Annotated in this window: 17 protein-coding genes; 8 read left to right on the top strand and 9 right to left on the bottom strand. The window is 73.4% G+C overall.

Annotated features, from left to right (window positions below; genetic code table 11):
- The first annotated feature begins 182 nt into the window (after nt 1-182).
- Nucleotides 183-755 (top strand): peroxidase-related enzyme, encoded by a 573-nt coding sequence (locus BJP25_RS26480; protein WP_075977665.1) that lies wholly within the window; start codon nt 183-185, stop codon nt 753-755.
- 168 nt (nt 756-923) lie between these two features.
- On the opposite strand, the gene BJP25_RS26475 is transcribed toward BJP25_RS26480, so the two are convergent.
- The 5 genes from BJP25_RS26475 to BJP25_RS26455 all read right to left on the bottom strand — a co-directional run bounded on the left by BJP25_RS26475 (nt 924) and on the right by BJP25_RS26455 (nt 5,848).
- A complete protein-coding gene (locus tag BJP25_RS26475) occupies nt 924-1,823 on the bottom strand; it encodes an ROK family protein (protein WP_233158258.1) in 900 nt (299 codons plus the stop codon).
- 540 nt (nt 1,824-2,363) lie between these two features.
- The gene (locus tag BJP25_RS26470) at nt 2,364-3,557 is read right to left on the bottom strand and encodes an ATP-binding protein (RefSeq protein WP_075977663.1); all 1,194 of its coding nucleotides are present in this window, start codon (nt 3,555-3,557) and stop codon (nt 2,364-2,366) included.
- 53 nt (nt 3,558-3,610) lie between these two features.
- Nucleotides 3,611-3,844 (bottom strand): hypothetical protein, encoded by a 234-nt coding sequence (locus BJP25_RS26465; RefSeq protein ID WP_075977662.1) that lies wholly within the window; start codon nt 3,842-3,844, stop codon nt 3,611-3,613.
- On the bottom strand, nt 3,826-4,395 hold the full coding sequence (locus BJP25_RS26460; RefSeq protein ID WP_143219303.1) for a hypothetical protein: 570 nt from the start codon (nt 4,393-4,395) through the stop codon (nt 3,826-3,828). The genes BJP25_RS26465 and BJP25_RS26460 overlap by 19 nt, the downstream gene beginning before the upstream one ends.
- A gap of 151 nt (nt 4,396-4,546) precedes the next feature.
- Entirely contained in the window at nt 4,547-5,848 is a 1,302-nt protein-coding gene (locus BJP25_RS26455; RefSeq protein ID WP_075977660.1) for an acetyl-CoA C-acetyltransferase, read from the bottom strand.
- Between the two features lie 89 nt (nt 5,849-5,937).
- On the opposite strand from BJP25_RS26455, the gene BJP25_RS26450 reads away from it, so the two are divergent.
- The 4 genes from BJP25_RS26450 to BJP25_RS26435 all read left to right on the top strand — a co-directional run bounded on the left by BJP25_RS26450 (nt 5,938) and on the right by BJP25_RS26435 (nt 9,441).
- A complete protein-coding gene (locus BJP25_RS26450; RefSeq protein WP_075977659.1) occupies nt 5,938-7,287 on the top strand; it encodes a 3-oxoacyl-ACP reductase in 1,350 nt (449 codons plus the stop codon).
- Nucleotides 7,287-8,150, top strand: coding sequence for a MaoC/PaaZ C-terminal domain-containing protein (locus BJP25_RS26445; RefSeq protein ID WP_075977658.1), 864 nt, complete (start codon nt 7,287-7,289; stop codon nt 8,148-8,150). Before BJP25_RS26450 ends, BJP25_RS26445 begins: the two co-directional genes overlap by 1 nt.
- A gap of 65 nt (nt 8,151-8,215) precedes the next feature.
- A complete protein-coding gene (locus BJP25_RS26440; RefSeq protein WP_075977657.1) occupies nt 8,216-8,854 on the top strand; it encodes a hypothetical protein in 639 nt (212 codons plus the stop codon).
- Nucleotides 8,855-8,892: 38 nt separating this feature from the next.
- On the top strand, nt 8,893-9,441 hold the full coding sequence (locus BJP25_RS26435) for a DinB family protein (protein WP_075977656.1): 549 nt from the start codon (nt 8,893-8,895) through the stop codon (nt 9,439-9,441).
- 122 nt (nt 9,442-9,563) lie between these two features.
- Here the strand turns inward: BJP25_RS26435 and BJP25_RS26430 are convergent, their stop codons facing one another.
- A complete protein-coding gene (locus BJP25_RS26430; RefSeq protein ID WP_075977655.1) occupies nt 9,564-10,214 on the bottom strand; it encodes a TetR/AcrR family transcriptional regulator in 651 nt (216 codons plus the stop codon).
- A gap of 78 nt (nt 10,215-10,292) precedes the next feature.
- Here BJP25_RS26430 and BJP25_RS26425 point away from each other — a divergent pair, with 78 nt between their 5' ends.
- Together BJP25_RS26425 and BJP25_RS26420 are read left to right on the top strand one after the other, a co-directional pair.
- Entirely contained in the window at nt 10,293-10,946 is a 654-nt protein-coding gene (locus BJP25_RS26425; RefSeq protein ID WP_075977654.1) for an SCP2 sterol-binding domain-containing protein, read from the top strand.
- A 20-nt stretch (nt 10,947-10,966) separates the two neighbouring features.
- Nucleotides 10,967-11,569 carry an SCP2 sterol-binding domain-containing protein gene (locus BJP25_RS26420; protein WP_075977653.1) on the top strand — a complete coding sequence of 201 codons (603 nt, stop codon included), beginning with the start codon at nt 10,967-10,969 and terminating at the stop codon, nt 11,567-11,569.
- A 90-nt stretch (nt 11,570-11,659) separates the two neighbouring features.
- On the opposite strand, the gene BJP25_RS26415 is transcribed toward BJP25_RS26420, so the two are convergent.
- Genes BJP25_RS26415 through pdhA form a run of 3 tightly spaced genes read right to left on the bottom strand, consistent with a single transcriptional unit; the run spans nt 11,660 to nt 15,288 of the window.
- The gene (locus BJP25_RS26415) at nt 11,660-13,069 is read right to left on the bottom strand and encodes a dihydrolipoamide acetyltransferase family protein (protein WP_075977652.1); all 1,410 of its coding nucleotides are present in this window, start codon (nt 13,067-13,069) and stop codon (nt 11,660-11,662) included.
- Between the two features lie 3 nt (nt 13,070-13,072).
- Complete coding sequence (locus BJP25_RS26410; protein ID WP_075977651.1) at nt 13,073-14,098, bottom strand: alpha-ketoacid dehydrogenase subunit beta; 1,026 nt, start codon at nt 14,096-14,098, stop codon at nt 13,073-13,075.
- Entirely contained in the window at nt 14,098-15,288 is a 1,191-nt protein-coding gene (gene pdhA / locus BJP25_RS26405) for a pyruvate dehydrogenase (acetyl-transferring) E1 component subunit alpha (protein ID WP_075977650.1), read from the bottom strand. Before pdhA ends, BJP25_RS26410 begins: the two co-directional genes overlap by 1 nt.
- A 346-nt stretch (nt 15,289-15,634) precedes the next feature.
- Between pdhA and BJP25_RS26400 the strand changes: the two genes are divergently transcribed.
- Nucleotides 15,635-17,062 carry a M20/M25/M40 family metallo-hydrolase gene (locus BJP25_RS26400; RefSeq protein ID WP_075977861.1) on the top strand — a complete coding sequence of 476 codons (1,428 nt, stop codon included), beginning with the start codon at nt 15,635-15,637 and terminating at the stop codon, nt 17,060-17,062.
- Nucleotides 17,063-17,098 lie beyond the last annotated feature (36 nt).

Here is a 17,098-nt window from a genome sequence, read left to right as displayed (position 1 = left end):
CGGTTTCACGTCACCCTCCGCGCATAGCACCCGGAACGGGTGACACCCTCGTCGCCCCTGCGGCGAGGCCGGGGATGCGCTCCCCGGAGGGACGCACCGTCCACGCGCCCGAGCCGTGCACGATGCCGGTCAGGCCGGGCACGCCGGGTGGCGGTTCGCGGGACATGGCCTAGCGTCCGGTCATGCCGCTGAGCCGCTTCGAGGTCGTCGACCTGTCCGCCCTCCCGCAGGACCTGCGCGACCGGATCACCGCCATCGCCGACAAGTCCGGCTTCGTCCCCAACGTCTTCCTCGGCCTCGCCCACCGCCCGGCCGAGCTGCGCGCGTTCCTCGACTACCACGACGCGCTGATGGAGCGCCCCGACGGGCTGACCAAGGCCGAGCGCGAACTCGTCGTGGTCGCCACCTCCGGCGCCAACGGCTGCACCTACTGCGTCGTCGCCCACGGCGCCATCCTGCGGATCCGCGCCAAGGACCCCCACCTCGCGGACAAGGTCGCCACCAACCCCTGGGCCGTCGACCTGTCCCCCCGCCACCGCGCCATCGTCGACCTGGCCCTCACCCTCGCCCTCGAACCCGCCACCCTCACCGACGACGACCTCGCCGCCGCCCGCGCCGCGGGCCTCACCGACGACGAGGTCTGGGACACCGGCGCCATCACCGCCCTGTTCGCCATGTCCAACCGCTTGGCGCACCTCATGGCCCTGGACCCGAACCCCGAGTTCTACCTCATGGGCCGCACCCCCAGGTCCTGACTCCCCCACCGCGCCCCGCCCTCTATCCACAGGCCGCCCGAACCATCCACAGCCCGCCGCCCGTTCTTCCTTGCCGCCCTGACCAGCGGTAACGTTGAAAACAGGGGTCCCCTTGCCCGGGGGACCCCAGCGGGAGCGCGCGGGTGATCGGGGCGTCTGCGGGGTGGGTCAGCGGGGGACGACCAGGCCCGCGGCGCCGACGATGCCCGCGTCCTGGCCGAGGGTGGCGGGGACGATGGCGATGTCGCGGATGAAGTCCATGGTGGCGTGGGTGGCGACGGTGGCGCGGGCGGGGCCCAGGAGGAGGTCGCCGGTCTTGGCGACGCCGCCGCCGATGACGGCGAGGGTGAGGTCGCAGAGGGCGGCGGCGGCGACGACGGCGAGGCCGACGGCGCGGCCCGCGCGGGTGAAGGCGGCCCGGGCGAGGGGGTCGCCGTGGTGGGCGGCGGCGGCGAGGTGGGCGGCGTCGGCGTGCTCGGGGGCCTGCCAGCCCTGGGTGCGGGCCCAGCGGACGAGGCTGGGGCCGCTGGCCACGGCCTCGACGCAGCCGCGGCCGCCGCAGGGGCACGGGTCGCCGTCGGGGTCGACCACCAAGTGGCCGACGTGGCCCGCGTTGCCGGTGCGGCCCGCGAACGGTGCGCCGTCGAGGACCAGGCCGCCGCCGACGCCGGTGGACACCACCATGCCGAGCAGGGCCGACGAGCCGCGGCCCGCGCCGACCCACTGCTCGCCGAGGGCCATGCAGGTGCCGTCGTTGGCCAGGCGCGCGGGCAGGCGGGCCACCTCGGCCACGCGGTCGCGCAGCGGGAAGCCGCGCCAGGCGTGGATGTTGAGCGGGGAGACGGTGCCCGCGGGGGTGTTCATCGGGCCCGCGGAGCCGATGCCGACCGCCTCGGCGCCCGGGTGGGCGGCCAGGGCGGCGCGGACGAGCTCGGCGACGGGGGCGAAGACCTCCTCCGCCGAGGTCGAGCGCGGGGTCGGGCGCTGCTCGCGCCACACGACCACGCCGCTCGGGTCCACCACTCCGGCGGCGACCTTGGTCCCGCCCACGTCAACGCCGATGAACACGGCGGCAGTATGCCCTGCGCGGCCAGTCGCACCTACCCCGGACATGCGGAAACCCCGTAGTGCTGCCAGGTCGGGGGTCCGCCAGCACTACGGGGTCAACCGGTTCATCGTGCGGTGCGCCAGGGGTGTTACACGGAACGCGAGATGTGTTCCGGATCACTCCCGGGCGGGGCTCAGCGCCAGGTGTACTGCTGGTTCTGGGCCAGGGTGATCAGCTCGTGGCGCATCGACGGCGTGGCGGCCTGCTCGATCGCGCGGGACACCGCCCTCCGGTTGCGCGCCTGGACTCGGCGGGCACGGAGCTTGGCAGTGATGTTCATCGGTGTCGCATCCCCTTCGGCGGTTCATCGGTCTCGTGCTGCGATGCCTCAAGTATGCACGTAACACGATCGGAACACAAACGATTGGCCGGTGAGCTGCGGCACAGGCCGGCGATTCGCCGGTGAGATTCAAGATCAACCGGAGTCTGTCCGGTGAAGACGAACACGATGCGTGTGTGTACGGCTCTCTCGGGTGAGAGCTAGAGAGCCGCAGACACCGCTACTCCTCCATCTGCAGCAGGTACCGGCCGAAGTGCGGCACGGTGAAGGCGATCCGGCCGCGCTCGGCCGAGTACACGAGCCCCTTCTTGATCAGGCTGTCCCGGGCGGGCGAGAGCGAGGAGGGCTTGCGGCCCAGGAAGACGGCCACGTCCGAGGTGCCGACGCCCTCGTCGCGGCCGTGCGCCAGGTCGGCCATCGCCCGCAGGTACTCCCGCTCGGCCGGGGTGGCGCGCTCGTAGCGGGAGCCGAAGAAGCCCACCGCCAGCTCGCCCTCCGCCTCGGGCGCGGCGACCAGCACGTCCTCGGCGGTGATGGGGTCGGCGGGAGCGGCGTCCCAGGCGGCCTTGCCGAACGCCTGGATGAAGTAGGGGTAGCCGCCGGAGCGCTCGTAGAGGGCGTCGAGGGCCTGCGGGGTGATGCCCGCGCCCTCCCGGTCCACCGGCGCCAGCACCGCCCGGTCGGCGTCCTCGCGGTCGAGCCGGTCGATGCGGGCGTACCGGAACAACCGCTCGGAGTAGGACTTGCTGGCCGACAGCAGCGCGGGCAGGTGCGGCAGCCCGGCGCCGACCACCACCAGGGGCGCGCCCGACTGCGACAGCTCGTGGCAGGCCGCGCAGAGCGCGGAGACGTCGTCGGCGCCGATGTCCTGCATCTCGTCGATGAGCACGGCCACCCCGGTGCCGACGTCCTGGGCCAGCTCCGCCACCTCGGTGAACAGCTCCACCAGGTCGATCTCGATGTCGCCGGAGTCGGCCCGCCCGGTGGCGGCGGGCACGTCGATGCCCGGCTGCCAGCGCTCGCGCAGCTTGGCCCCGTCCGGGTTGGACTTCAGCGCGAACGCCTTGAGCACCCCGAGCACCTGCTCCACCCGCTCCGGGGCGCGGTGGCGCACGGCCAGGTCGCGCACGGCGCGGTGCAGCGCCGCCGACAGCGGCCTGCGCAGCTCGGCCTCCGGTCGGGCCTCGACCTTGCCCGCGCCCCAGCCGCGCCGGACGGCCATCGACCGCAGCTCGCCGAGCAGCACCGTCTTGCCGACCCCGCGCAGCCCGGTGAGCACCAGCGAGCGCTCCGGGCGCCCCCGGGCCACCCGCTCCAGCACCACCTCGAAGGCGGTCAGCTCCTTCTCGCGGCCTGCCAGCTCCGGGGGCCGCTGGCCTGCGCCGGGGGCGAACGGGTTGCGCACCGGGTCCATCGTCGAACGGTATCCGGCTTTCTAGCGATCCACCGATAGTCGCCCAGACGCCGCTACGCGCGCCGCTCCCGGACGGCCGCCACCAGCAGGACGACCCCCGTCGCCACCAGCAGCAACCCGGCGAGCAGCGCCAACCAGGCAGGCGCGCAGCCCCGCGCGCTCACCTCCGCCGCGCACACCCGCGCACCCCACCCGCCGTCCGCGGCGCCCAGCGAGCGCTGCCCCGCCCACGCCCCGGCGAGCAGGGCGACCACCCCGAACAGCCCGATCACGAGTGCGCGCGCCACCGCCCGCCTCCCCACTCCCGCTCGACGATCCCCTGGACCTCCGCCAGCCGCTCCCCGATCCCGGACCGGTCGCCCGCCCGGAAGTGCCGCAGGACCGCCGCGTCGCCGTCGGCGTCCCCGCACTGCACGTGCGCGGGGAGCGGGACCTGCTCACCCTCCGCGGACCAGGCGCGCTGCTCCCCGGAGACCCGCAGCACCAGCTTGCCGTCGACAGCGGCGGCGTCGGCCAGGTCTACCCAGCGCACCGCCAACCACGCCGTCGACCTCGGGGCGAGCACCCGCACCTCGTCCTCGGCCAGTTCCAGCACCGGCCACCTCTCCCGCGCCTTGAGCGCGGTGCTCACCGCCCCCCACGCGAGGCAGCCGAGGTACGCCAGCAGGAGCGCGGGCCCTGCCCACGACTCACCCAGCGGCAGGGTGATCAACGGGATCGGCGCCACGGCCAGCGCGAGGACTATCAGCACCACGTCCCTGCGCCACGACCACCAGCCCCGGGGCGCGCGACCCTGCAAGCCGCCCGTCAGGCCGATCCACCGCGTGCTCTGCTGCACGAACCGCACCATACAGACGAAACGACCCGCGCTAGAACGCTCTACCGATATCTAGTTCAGCGCCTATACAAACCAAGAAAGCGCTACCCGTGCGAACGCCGCGGCCCCCCGGTCGCAGGACCGGGGGGCCGCGGCGCGTGCGGTGCGCTGCCTACTTGGCGGCGGCCGCCTCCGGCTTCTCCATGATCGCGGTGACGCCCTGGCCGCCCGCGGCGCAGATGGAGATCAGGCCGCGGCCGGAGCCGCGCTGGTCCAGCAGCTTCGCCAGGGTGGCGACGATGCGCCCGCCGGTCGCGGCGAACGGGTGGCCCGCGGCCAGCGACGAGCCGTTGACGTTGAGCTTCGACCGGTCGATCGAGCCCAGCGGGGCGTCGAGGCCCAGCTTCTCCTTGGCGAAGTCCACGCTCTCCCAGGCGGCCAGGGTGGCCAGCACCTGCGAGGCGAACGCCTCGTGGATCTCGTAGAAGTCGAAGTCCTGCAGGGTCAGGCCCGCGCGCTGCAGCATCCGCGGCACCGCGTACGCCGGGGCCATGAGCAGGCCCTCGCCGCCGTGGACGTAGTCGACGGCCGCGGTCTCGGTGAAGGTCAGGTAGGCCAGCACCGGCAGGTTGTGCTCCTTGGCCCACTCCTCCGAGGAGAGCAGGACCGCCGACGCGCCGTCGGTCAGCGGGGTGGAGTTGCCCGCGGTCATGGTGCCGTCCGCGCCGCCGAAGACCGGCTTGAGCTTGGCCAGCTTCTCCGCGGTGGAGTCCGCCCGCAGGTTCTGGTCCTTGGTCAGCCCCTGGAACGGGGTGATCAGGTCGTCGAAGAAGCCGCGGTCGTAGGCGGCGGCCAGCTTCTGGTGCGAGGACGCGGCGAGCTCGTCCTGCGCCTCCCGGGTGATGCCCCACTCCTTGGCGGTGATCGCCGCGTGGTCGCCCATCGCCAGGCCGGTGCGCGGCTCGGCGTTCTTGGGGATGTCGGGCATGAAGTGGCTGGGCCGGATCTTGGCCGCCAGCGCCAGGCGCTGCTGGAGCGTCTTGGCGTTGTTGAGCGCGATCAGGATGTGGCGCAGGTCCTCGTTGACCGCCAGCGGCGCGTCCGAGGTGGTGTCCACGCCACCGGCGATGGCCGAGTCGATCTGCCCGAGGGCGATCTTGTTGGCCACCTCCATGATGGCCTGCAGGCCGGTGCCGCAGGCCTGCTGGATGTCGTAGGCGGGGGTCTCCGGGGACAGTGTGCTGCCGAGCACGCTCTCCCTGGCCAGGTTGAAGTCCCGGCTGTGCTTGAGCACTGCGCCGGCCGCCACTTCACCGATACGCTCGCCCTGCAGGCCGAAGCGGGCGACCAGGCCGTCGAGCGCGGCGGTGAACATGTCCTGGTTCGACGCCTTCGCGTACTTGCTGTTCGACCGGGCGAAGGGGATGCGGTTCCCGCCAAGGACCGCAACCCGGCGCACGCGACTGGGGGCCATTCCGTCCTCCAAGGCACAGGTTTGCAACTGGGGTAGCATCCTAACCTACTCTTGAGTAAGTTTACTAGCGAGTAGGGAGGCGCACACAGATGACTGACCGCTATCAGCAGTTCACGACCTCGGGCGTCGGGAAGCTTCTCGTGAAGCGTCTCGGGCTCCCCGAACCCACCCCGCTGCGCAGGTACAAGGCAGGGGCCCCCGCGCTGGAGGGTGCCGCGCTCGTCGGCGGCGCCCCGGGCGGGCGGCTCGGCGACGCGATCGCCACCGCCGCCAAGTCCGCGGGCGTCGAGGTGCTGACCACCGCGCCCGCCGCGGGGGGCGCCAAGCTCGGCGCCCTGGTCTTCGACGCGACGGGGATCACGGCGCCCGAGCAGCTGCGCGAGCTGTACGACTTCCACCACCCGGTGATGCGGCAGCTGGGCAGCTGCGGCCGCGTGGTGGTGCTGGGCACCCCGCCGGAGTCGGTGGCCGACCCGCTGGAGCTCATCGCCCAGCGGGCGCTGGAGGGCTTCACCCGGTCGGTGGGCAAGGAGCTCGTCCGGGGCAGCACCGCGCAGCTGGTCTACGTCCAGCCCGGTGCGGAGGACAAGGTGGAGTCCACCCTGCGCTTCCTGCTCTCGGCCAAGTCCGCCTACGTCGACGCCCAGGTCATCCGGGTCGGCGTGCACGGCGGCGACGCGGTCGAGCCGGAGGACTGGACCGCCCCGCTGGCGGGCAAGGTCGCCCTGGTCACCGGTGCCTCCCGCGGCATCGGCGCGGCCATCGCCGAGGTGCTGGCCCGCGACGGGGCGCACGTGGTCGCCCTCGACATCCCGGCCCAGGGCGCGGACCTGGCGAGCGTCGCCAACCAGGTCGGCGGCTCCTCCCTGCAGCTCGACATCACCGCGGCCGACGCGCCGCAGAAGCTCGTCGAGCACCTGACCCAGCGCCACGGCGGGGTCGACATCGTCGTGCACAACGCGGGCATCACCCGCGACAAGAAGCTGGCGAACATGAAGGAAGCGCTCTGGGACTCGGTGATCGCCGTGAACCTGAGCAGCCAGCTGCGCGTGAACGACGCCCTGCTCAAGGGCAAGGTGCTGCGGCCGAACGGCCGGATCATCGGCGTGTCGTCGATCGCGGGCATCGCGGGCAACCAGGGCCAGACGAACTACGGCACCAGCAAGGCGGGCGTGATCGGCATGGTCAACGCCTTCGCCCCCACGCTGGCCGAGTACGGCGGCACCATCAACGCGGTCGCCCCCGGGTTCATCGAGACCCAGATGACCGCCGCGATCCCGCTGGTCACCCGCGAGGGCGGCCGCCGACTCAACAGCATGCTGCAGGGCGGGCTGCCGGTCGACGTCGCCGAGACCATCGCCTGGTACGCCAACCCGGCCTCCGGCGCGGTCAACGGCAACGTGGTCCGGGTCTGCGGCCAGTCGCTGCTGGGGGCCTGATGTCCGGCGCACCGACGGTGCTGCGCGAGGCGCCCAACCTCGGCACGCTCTTCCCGAAGGCGGTCGTCACCGGCTTCACCAAGAAGGGCGGCAAGACCCTGCCCGAGCGCACCTACGTGCGCCAGGGCGTGCGGGTCGACCCGGGGCACCTCGCCGACTACAACCGGGTCTGCGAGTTCCGGCTGACCGACGCGCTGCCGATCACCTACCCGCACATGCTCACCTTCCCCATGCAGGTGAAGCTGATGACCGACGACGACTTCCCGTTCCCGCTCGTGGGTTCGGTGCACCTCGCCAACGTCATCACCCAGCACCGGCCGCTGCGGGTCGGCGAGACCTTCGACCTGCGGGTGCACGTGGAGAACCTGCGCCCGCACGCCAAGGGCAAGCAGTTCGACATGATCAGCGAGGCGATCGTCGGCGACGAGGTGGTCTGGCACGACACCAGCACCTACCTGCGCCGCGGCGGCGGGTCCCCGGACGCGCCCAGCGAGTCCGGGCCCGGTGAGCGCGGCGCGCTGCCCGCGCCCTCGGCGGTCTGGCGGGTGCCCGGGGACACCGGTCGCCGCTACGCCGAGGTCTCCGGCGACCGCAACCCCATCCACCTCTACGGGCTCACCGCGAAGCTGTTCGGCTTCCCGCGGGCCATCGCGCACGGCATGTGGACCAAGGCCCGCTGCCTGGCCGCGTTCGAGGGCAGGCTGCCCGAGGCGTACACGGTGGACGTCCGGTTCAAGCTGCCGGTGCTGCTGCCCGCCAAGGTGGGCTTCCACGCCGAGCAGGTGGGCAAGGACTGGAAGTTCGACCTGTTCGACGCGCGCAAGCCCAAGCCGCACATCGAGGGCCTGATCACCACCCTCTGACCGGCTCGCGCCAGGGCCCCCTCGCCGCGCGGCGAGGGGGCCCTGGCGCGTCCTAGGGTGGTGGCGTGGATCCCGGTGACTGGCCCATCGTCGTGACCAAGCGGGCCGCCGAGGCCGCGGCGGACCTGTTCGGCTTCGGCGACCGGTGGCGGGCCCAGGACTGGCTGGAGGACCGGATCGCCGCCGACGGCGTGGTGCTGGCGGAGGCGGAGCTGCCCGGCCCGGTGCGCGGCAGGCGCAGCCCCTCCGGGCACTTCGTCGTCGTCGACGGCGCGTTCGCCCTGCCGCTCGCCCCGCGCCGGGGCGCGGACGAGACCTGGGCGGCCACCGACTGCGTCGCCTTCCCCCGCGCCCGCTCCCGGGTCGACCCGCTGCTGCTGCGCGGCTGGGACCTGCTGGAGCTGGTCAACTTCCTGCCGCACGCGGTGGAGCGGTTCGTCGAGCGCACCGGCGTGCCCGAGCAGGACGCCCGGGGCGCGCTGGTGGAGCTGGTCGGGCCGACCGCGCGGGCGCAGACCAGGCCGCCGGTGTGGGCGGGCACCCGGGACGCGGACTTCCACCTGGTCGCGGGCGAGGACGACCGCTACTGCCTGCCGTGCCGCTCCGGCCCGGACGAGGTGCGCCCGTACGACGCGGTGACCTTCATCCAGCGCGACGAGGCACCCGCCCAGGGGCCTCCCGCGCCGACGGGGGAAGCGCTCTAGGACTGCTGCTGTCCGCGAGGGGCTCTACGGTGCCCGGCATGCGCACGATCTCGTGGAACAGCGAACTGCTCGACCAGCTCACCTGGCACTGGGACAACCAGCTGCGCCCCCGGCTCGACGGGCTCACCGACGCCGAGTACCACTGGGAGCCGGTGCCCGGGTGCTGGGGCGTGCGGCCCCGCACGGCCGATGACCAGCCGGGCACGGGCGAGTTCACCGTGGACTTCGCCTTCCCCGCCCCCGAGCCCGCCCCGGTCACCACGATCGCCTGGCGGATCGCGCACGTCGTCGTCGGCGTCTACGGCGCGCGCACCGCCGCCCACTTCGGCGGCCCCGCCACCGATTACGGCACCCACCCCTACGCGGGCGACGCGGCGACGGCGCTGCGCCAGCTCGACGACGCGCACGCGGCGTGGGTCGAGGGCGTGCGGTCGCTGGGCGAGGACGGCCTGCTGCGCCCGTGCGGCCCCGCGGAGGGCCCGTTCGCCGAGGCGCCGCTGGGCACCCTCGTGCTCCACATCCACCGCGAGGTCATCCACCACGGGGCCGAGGTCGCGCTGCTGCGCGACCTGCACGCACACCGGTAGTCAGCACCAACCGGTAGTCAGCACCAGAGGTGGGTGGGCCCTTTCCGGCGGCCGTCCGGCGAAGTCGGGGACGATGCCGGGCGGGGACGAGGGGGCGGGTGGCGGGAGGAACAGGCAGAGCCTCAGTGGTCGGCGGGCAGCCAGGAGGCGCCGTCGACGAGGTCCCCGAGGCCCATCCACACCAGGTTCATCAGCCAGGACGCGACGGTCTTCTCCGGCACGTCGGGGTGGTCGAGCCACCAGTCGGCCAGCGACTCGCCCGCGCCGACCAGGGCGACCGCCATCGCCTCGGTGGACTTCGTCGGCACGCCCCGGCTGGTGGCCGAGCGCACCAGCAGCGCGTCGACCAGGCTGATCGCCCGGCTGCGCATGCCCATCAGCTCCTCGCTGAACGGCCCGCCCTGCGAGGTGGCCTGCCGGTGCAGCACCCGCCAGCTCTCCCGCTGCTCGCCGACGAAGCGGAAGAACGCGCGCAGGCCCGTCCACAGCTGCATGTCCGGGTTGGCGTCGGCGGCCACGCCGTCGGCGATGGCCTCGACGAGCAGGCTGGCCTCGCGCCGGATGCACGCGGCGAACAGGTCCTCCTTGTGCCCGAGGTAGGCGTAGATCATCGGCTTGGAGACCCCGGCCACGTCGGAGATCTCGTCCATGGACGCGCTGTGGTAGCCGTGCGCGGAGAAGACCCGCACCGCCGCGTCCAGGATCTGGCGCTCGCGGACCTCACGCGGCAGCCGCTTGACCCGAGTGGGCCTGCGGTGCTCGTCGACGCTCACGCGACCTCCCCAATGCCCCACTTGCCGGTTCAACCTACCCACCCGTAGCCTACTCGTGAGTAGGTCTTGGAGGTGCCGATGCCCGAGTCACGTCACACCGGTGGGGTCAGCGGTGCGCCCGAGCCGCGGGAGCTCGTCGCGATGCTCGAACGCACCGACGCCGCGGGCGTCGCCGCGTCGAACATCGACGTGGATGCTATCGGGCGCGCAATGGATCCGGGAAAACTTGGCAAGGAAGACCTGATTTCGCTGCTGCGCTCGCTGGTGCGCCTCGCCGGGGCGGGCGCGGAGGTGGGGCTGCACCGGATCGCCCCGAAGACCTTCGCCCGGCTCATCGCCGACGCCCGCACCGACCAGGTGCAGGCGATCATGGCCGAGCCGGGGGTGCGCGCCGCGGTGCTCGACGAGGTCTTCCGCCGGATGGGCGACCACCTGCGCGAGGACCGCACCCGCGACCTGCACGCGGTGGTGCACTGGCGGCTCACCGGCGGCGCCGACGACGACGGCTACGACCGGTACGAGACCGTCATCAAGGGCGGCACCTGCACCGTGGGCCGCCACCGCACCGAGGACCCCAGGGTCACCATCACCCTCGCCCCCGCCGACTTCCTCAAGCTGGTCAGCAGCAACGCCTCCGCCCCGGTGCTGTTCATGACCGGCAAGCTCAAGGTGCGCGGCGACCTCGCCTTCGCCGCGGGCCTGATCAGCCTGTTCGACCTGCCGCGGCCCTGAGCCCGGGGCACACTCCAGCCATGACCCGCAGGCGCCGAGGCGGCACGTGGCACCGGCTCGCCCCCCAGGCCGTCGTCGACCTGGACGGCTTCGCCGCCGCCATCGACCCCGCCAAGCTCGACCCCGACCAGTTCGTCCAGCTCGTCGCCACCCTGGACATGCTCGGCACCGCGGGCACCGGCGTGGAGCTGGCGGGGATGCGCACCGACACCTTCACCCGCTTCTTCGCCCGCACCACCCGCGCCCAGCTCGACGCCCTGATGGCCCACCCCCGCCTGCGCCACGTCGTGTTCACCGAGGTCTTCCGCCGCATGGGGCTGCACCTGGACCAGGCCAAGGCGGCCGACCTGCGCGCGGCGGTCCACTGGCGCTTCACCGGCGGTTCGGGCGAAGGCGGCTACGACCGCTTCGAGACGCTCATCGCGCGGGGCCGCTGCACCACGGCCGACCACCCCTCCGCCGACCCCCGCGTCACCATCACCGTCGACCCCGTCGACTTCCTGCGGGCGGTCACCGGTGCCGCGACCCTCACCAAGCTCTTCCTGGCGGGCAAGGTGAAGGTGCGCGGCGACATCGCCTTCGCCGCCTCCTTGATCAACTACTTCGACCTGCCGACCGCCTGAACCGTCGGGCTCCCCGGAAAGCACCGGGGTGGGCCGAGCCGAAGCCCAGCCCACCCCGGTCCAGCACGCGGTGGTTCAGCAGGTGATGGCTCAGTAGGTGATGGCCATCGCGGGGTCGGCCAGCAGCGCGCCGACGTCGGCCAGGAACTCCGAGCCCTGCTGACCGTCGACGAGCCGGTGGTCGAAGCTCAGCGCCAGCTGGCACACCTTGCGCACCACGACCTCCCCGCCCACGACCCACGGGGTGTCGCGGATGGCCCCGAAGGCCAGGATCGCCGACTCGCCGGGGTTGATGATCGGGGTGCCGGTGTCCACGCCGAACACGCCGACGTTGGTGATCGTGATCGTCCCGCCCACCATGTCGGCGGGCGGCGTCTTGCCCTCGCGCGCGGTGGCGGTCAGCGCCTCCAGCGCCTCGGCCAGCTCGCGCAGGGACAGGGACTCGGCGTTGCGGACCTTGGGCACGATCAGGCCGCGCGGCGTGGCCGCCGCGATGCCCAGGTGCACGTGGTCCTTGTAGACGATCTCCTGCGCCGCCTCGTCCCAGGAGGCGTTGACCTCCGGGGTGCGGGCGACGGCCATCGCGACGGCCTTGGCGCAGAACGCCAGCGGGGTCAGCTTGACGCCGCGGAACTCCCGGGAGGCCTTGAGGCGCTCGCGGAAGTCCATCATCGGGGTGACGTCGACGGTCAGGAACTCGGTGACGTGCGGCGCGGTGAACGCGCTGCTCACCATCGCCGCTGCCGTGGCCTTGCGGACGCCCTTGATCGGCACCCGGCGCTCGCCGCCCGAGGCCGCGGCCGGGGCCGGTGCGGCGGGCGCCGAGGGGGCTGTGGGCGCCGCGGCGGCCTGCTGCACGTCGGACCGGGTGATCACGCCCTGGTCGCCGGTGCCGGTGAGGGTGCGCAGGTCGATGCCCAGGTCCTTGGCCAGCTTGCGGACCGGCGGCTTGGCCAGCGGCACGTACCCGCCCGGCAGCGCGGGCGGGGCGGCGACCGCCGCCACCGCGGGCACCGCGGGTGCCTCCTCCGCCGCGGGCACCGGGCCCGGGGCGTGCTCGAAGGCGGCGGCCACCGAGCTCTGCGCGGCCGCGGCGGCCGTCTCGGCGGGCACCGCCGGGCCCCGGCGCGCCCGGCGCTTGGCGGTGACGGTCTTGGAGCCGTAGCCGACCAGCGGCTTCATCTCCTCCTCCGCCGGGGCCGCCGCCGCGGGGGCGGGCCGGGCGGAGCCGTTGACCGGGGCGGCCGCGCCGCCGGGGTCGGTGTCGATGGTGAGGATCGGGGTGCCGACGTCCACCGTCTGACCGGGCTGCACGTGCAGCTCGGTCACCACCCCGGCCCACGGGCAGGGCAGCTCGACGGCGGCCTTGGCGGTCTCGATCTCGCAGATCACCTGGTTGACGGTGACGGTGTCACCCGGCTGGACCGACCAGGACAGGATCTCCGCCTCGGTCAGGCCCTCGGCGGTGTCGGGCAGCGGGAAGCTCTTGTAGGTGGGCACGGCTCACCACGCCAGCGAGCGGTCGACGGCGTCGAGCACCCGGTCGAGGTCCGGCAGGAAGTGCTCCTCCAGCTTCGCGGGCGGGTAGGGCACGTCGAAGCCCGCCACCCGCAGCACCGGCGCCTCCAGCGAGTAGAAGCACTCCTGCTGCACCCGCGCGGCGACCTCCGAGCTCAGCGACGACTCCGACGGCGCCTCGGTGACCACCACCAGCCGACCGGTGCGGCGCACCGACTCGAACACCGGGGCCAGGTCCAGCGGCGACAGCGTCCGCAGGTCGATGACCTCCAGGTCGTGCCCGTCCTCCTCGGCCGCGGTGGCCGCGTCCAGGGCGACCTTCACCGACGGGCCGTAGGCGACCAGCGTGGCGGTGGTGCCCCGGCGCAGCACCCGGGAGGTGAACAGCGGCGCAGGGGTGGCGCTGGTGTCCACGTCGGCCTTCATGAACCCCGAGTGGTAGAAGCGCTTGGGCTCGAAGAACAGCACCGGGTCGTCGGACCGGATGGCCTGCTGGATCATCCAGTAGGCGTCCACGGCGTTGGAGCAGGAGACGACCTTGAGGCCCGCGGTGTGGGCGAAGTAGGACTCCGGGGACTCCGAGTGGTGCTCGACCGCGCCGATGCCGCCGCCGAAGGGCACCCGGATCACCATGGGCACCTTCACCCGGCCCAGGGTGCGGTTGTGCAGCTTGGCGACCTGGCTGACGATCTGGTCGAAGCCGGGGAAGATGAACCCGTCGAACTGGATCTCGCACACCGGGCGGAACCCGCGCACGGCCAGGCCGACCGCGGTGCCGATGATGCCGGACTCGGCCAGCGGGGTGTCGAGCACGCGGTGCTCGCCGAAGTCCTTCTGCAGCCCGTCGGTGATGCGGAAGACGCCGCCGAGCTTGCCGACGTCCTCGCCCATGACGATGACCTTCGGGTCGGCCTCCATGGCCGCCCGCAGGCCCAGGTTGAGCGCCTTGCCCAGGGTCAGCGACCGCACCGCGGGGTCCGCGGCGGCCTGGTCGACAACGGGAGCGGCCATCAGTGCTCACCTCCGGCGAACCCGGCGTGGTAGGCCAGGAACTCGTCGCGCTGCTCGCGCACCTGCGGGCTGGTCTCGGCGTAGACGTGGTCGAACATCTGCGCGACCGGGGGTTCCGGCATGGCGAAGCAGAACTCGCGCAGGTCGGCGGCCAGCGCGTCGGCCTCGGCCTGCACCGAGTCGAAGAACTCGTGCTCGGCGTGCTCGTGCCGGATCAGGTAGGCGCGCACCCGCTCGATCGGGTCCTTGAGCTTCCAGGCCTCCAGCTCGTCGGAGAGCCGGTAGCGGGTCGGGTCGTCGGTGGTGGTGTGCGCGTCCATCCGGTAGGTGAACGCCTCGATCAGCACCGGCCCGTTGCCGTGGCGGCAGGTGTCCAGCGCCCAGCGCGACACCGCCAGCGTCGCCAGCACGTCGTTGCCGTCCACCCGGATGCCGGGGAAGCCGTAGCCGCGGGCGCGCTGGTACAGCGGCAGCCGGGTCTGGCGCTCGGTCGGCTCGGAGATGGCCCACTGGTTGTTCTGGCAGAAGAACACCAGCGGCGCGTCGTACACCGACGCCCACACGAAGCCCTCGTGCACGTCGCCCTGGGAGGTGGCGCCGTCGCCGAAGAAGACCATGGTGGCCTCGCCGTCGTCGTCGCCGACGCGGCCGTCGAAGCGCTGGCCCATGGCGTACCCGGCGGCGTTGAGCACCTGGTTGCCGATGACGATCGTGTACGGGTGGAACCGGGTGGCCACCGAGTCCCAGGTGCCGTGGTCGGTGCCGCGGAAGATGCCCAGCAGGTCCTTGGGGTCCACGCCGCGGCACCAGGCCACGCCGTGCTCGCGGTAGGACGGGAAGGCCATGTCGGCGGGGCGCAGTGCGCGCCCGGCGCCGACCTGCGCGGCCTCCTGGCCCAGCAGCGGCACCCAGATGCCCAGCTGGCCCTGCCGCTGCAGCGCGTTGGCCTCCCGGTCGACGCGGCGCACCAGCACCATGTCCCGGTACAGCCCGCGCAGGTCCTCGGCGGTGACGTCGGCGACGTAGGGGTCGAACTCGGCGTTGCCGACCCGCTCGCCCTCGGGCGTGAGGAGCTGCACCAGCTCCGGCCCGCCCTCGCTGGTCCCCCGCAGGCCCGCGATCACCTCGGTCGCCCGGCCACCGGCCGGACCACCCCTCTCGGTGTGCGTCCACTGCTCAGCAGACGACATGTGCGCTCCTCGTGTTGGTCGGGGCCGTCCGGCCGCTCGTGGCGGGCCGGGCGGCCGCGCCGGGGCGGCGCGCCACGGGTAGTGGCGTTGGCCACCGCCGGTGCGGTGGTGTCTCCCACATCCTGACACGGCGACCGGCGCGCGAACGAGGCGACGGACGTCGGGACTTGTCCACAGCGAGCGGCTGAGCTGGGAAAACGCTTGGACGGCCGACGTTCGGGCGTCGGAGCAGCCGCCGATCGGTCCAGCTCAGCCCGAACGGCGCCGGGCGGCCGGGAGCGCCCCCGCGACCTCGGGTGACCTACCTCACGTTGTCCTGCGCGGCGGGCGTGTCGCGCGTGGGAGGATCGGGGGCGTGGACAGCACAACCGCACGCCAGACCGTCGAGACCCTGTGGGCGCAGGAGATCCTGCCCAGCCTGCAGGAGTTCATCGCCATCCCCGCCCTGTCGCCCAACTTCGACGCGGACTGGGAGACCACCGGGGCGCTCGACGCCGCCGTCGAGCACCTGCGCGCCTGGATCTGCGGCCGCGGCATCGACGGCGCCGTGGTCGAGCCGGTCCGGCTGCCGGGGCTGTCCCCGCTGCTGGTCGTCGACATCCCCGCCACCGAGGGCGCCCCCGACAACGGCACCGTGCTGCTCTACGGGCACCTGGACAAGCAGCCGCCGGTCGGCGGCTGGTCCGAGGGCCTGGGCCCGTGGACCCCCGTGCTGCGCGACGGCAAGCTCTACGGCCGCGGCTCCGCCGACGACGGGTACGCGGGCTACGCCGCCACCGCCGCCGTCGAGGCCGTCCGCGCCGCGGGTGGTCAGCACGGGCGCTGCGTGGTCCTGCTGGAGACCGGCGAGGAGTCCGGCTCCCCGGACCTGCCCGCCTACCTCGACCACCTGGCCGATCGGCTGGGCGAGGTGTCGCTGGTCGTCTGCCTGGACTCCGGCGGCCACGACTACGAGCGGCTGTGGCTGACCACCTCGCTGCGCGGGCTGGTGTCGGTCGACCTCACCGTCCGCGTGCTGGAGTCCGGCAGCCACTCCGGCCTGGCCAGCGGCGTCGTCCCCAGCTCCTTCCGGGTGGTGCGCCAGCTGCTCGACCGCGTCGAGGACAGCGAGACCGGCGAGGTCCGGGTCAAGGAGATGCACGTCGAGGTCCCCGACGAGCGCGCCGCCGAGGCCGCCGCGTCGGTGGCGGCGGCCCCGGGCGCGGTCAAGGGCGCCTTCCCGCTCGCGGGCACCACCCGCACGGTCAGCGGCGACGAGGTCGAGCTGGTGCTCAACAACACCTGGCGCCCCACCCTGTCGGTGATCGGCGCGTCCGGCTTCCCCGAGCCGCTGGACGCGGGCAACGTGCTGCGCCCGTTCACCACCCTGACCCTGAGCTTCCGGCTGCCGCCCACCGCCTCGTCGGAGGTGGCGCTGGCGGCGCTGCGCGACGCGCTCACCGCCGACGTCCCCTACGGCGCGGGCGTGGAGCTGTCCCGCGTCGAGGCCGCCGACGGCTGGAACGCCCCGCCGCTGGCGCCGTGGCTGCGCGCTGCCCTGGACGAGGTGTCGACCGAGGTGTTCGGCGCCCCGTGGCGGGCGTCCGGCCTGGGCGGGTCGATCCCGTTCATGGGGCTGCTCGCGGAGAAGTACCCGACGGCGCAGTTCGTGATCACCGGCGCGCTGGGCTCGGACTCCAACGCCCACGTCCCGGACGAGTGGCTTCACGTGAAACAAGCCGAGCGGGTCACCACGGCCGTGGCGCACGTCCTCGACGCCCACGCCCGGTCCTGAGACCCCACCGCGGGCCGGGCCCGGCCCGGCCCGCGG

The organism is Actinokineospora bangkokensis (assembly GCF_001940455.1).
GTDB classification, from domain to species: Bacteria; Actinomycetota; Actinomycetes; order Mycobacteriales; family Pseudonocardiaceae; genus Actinokineospora; species Actinokineospora bangkokensis.
The sequence above is the reverse complement of the archived record's forward strand: the minus strand, read 5'-3'. Positions and strand labels throughout refer to the sequence as shown.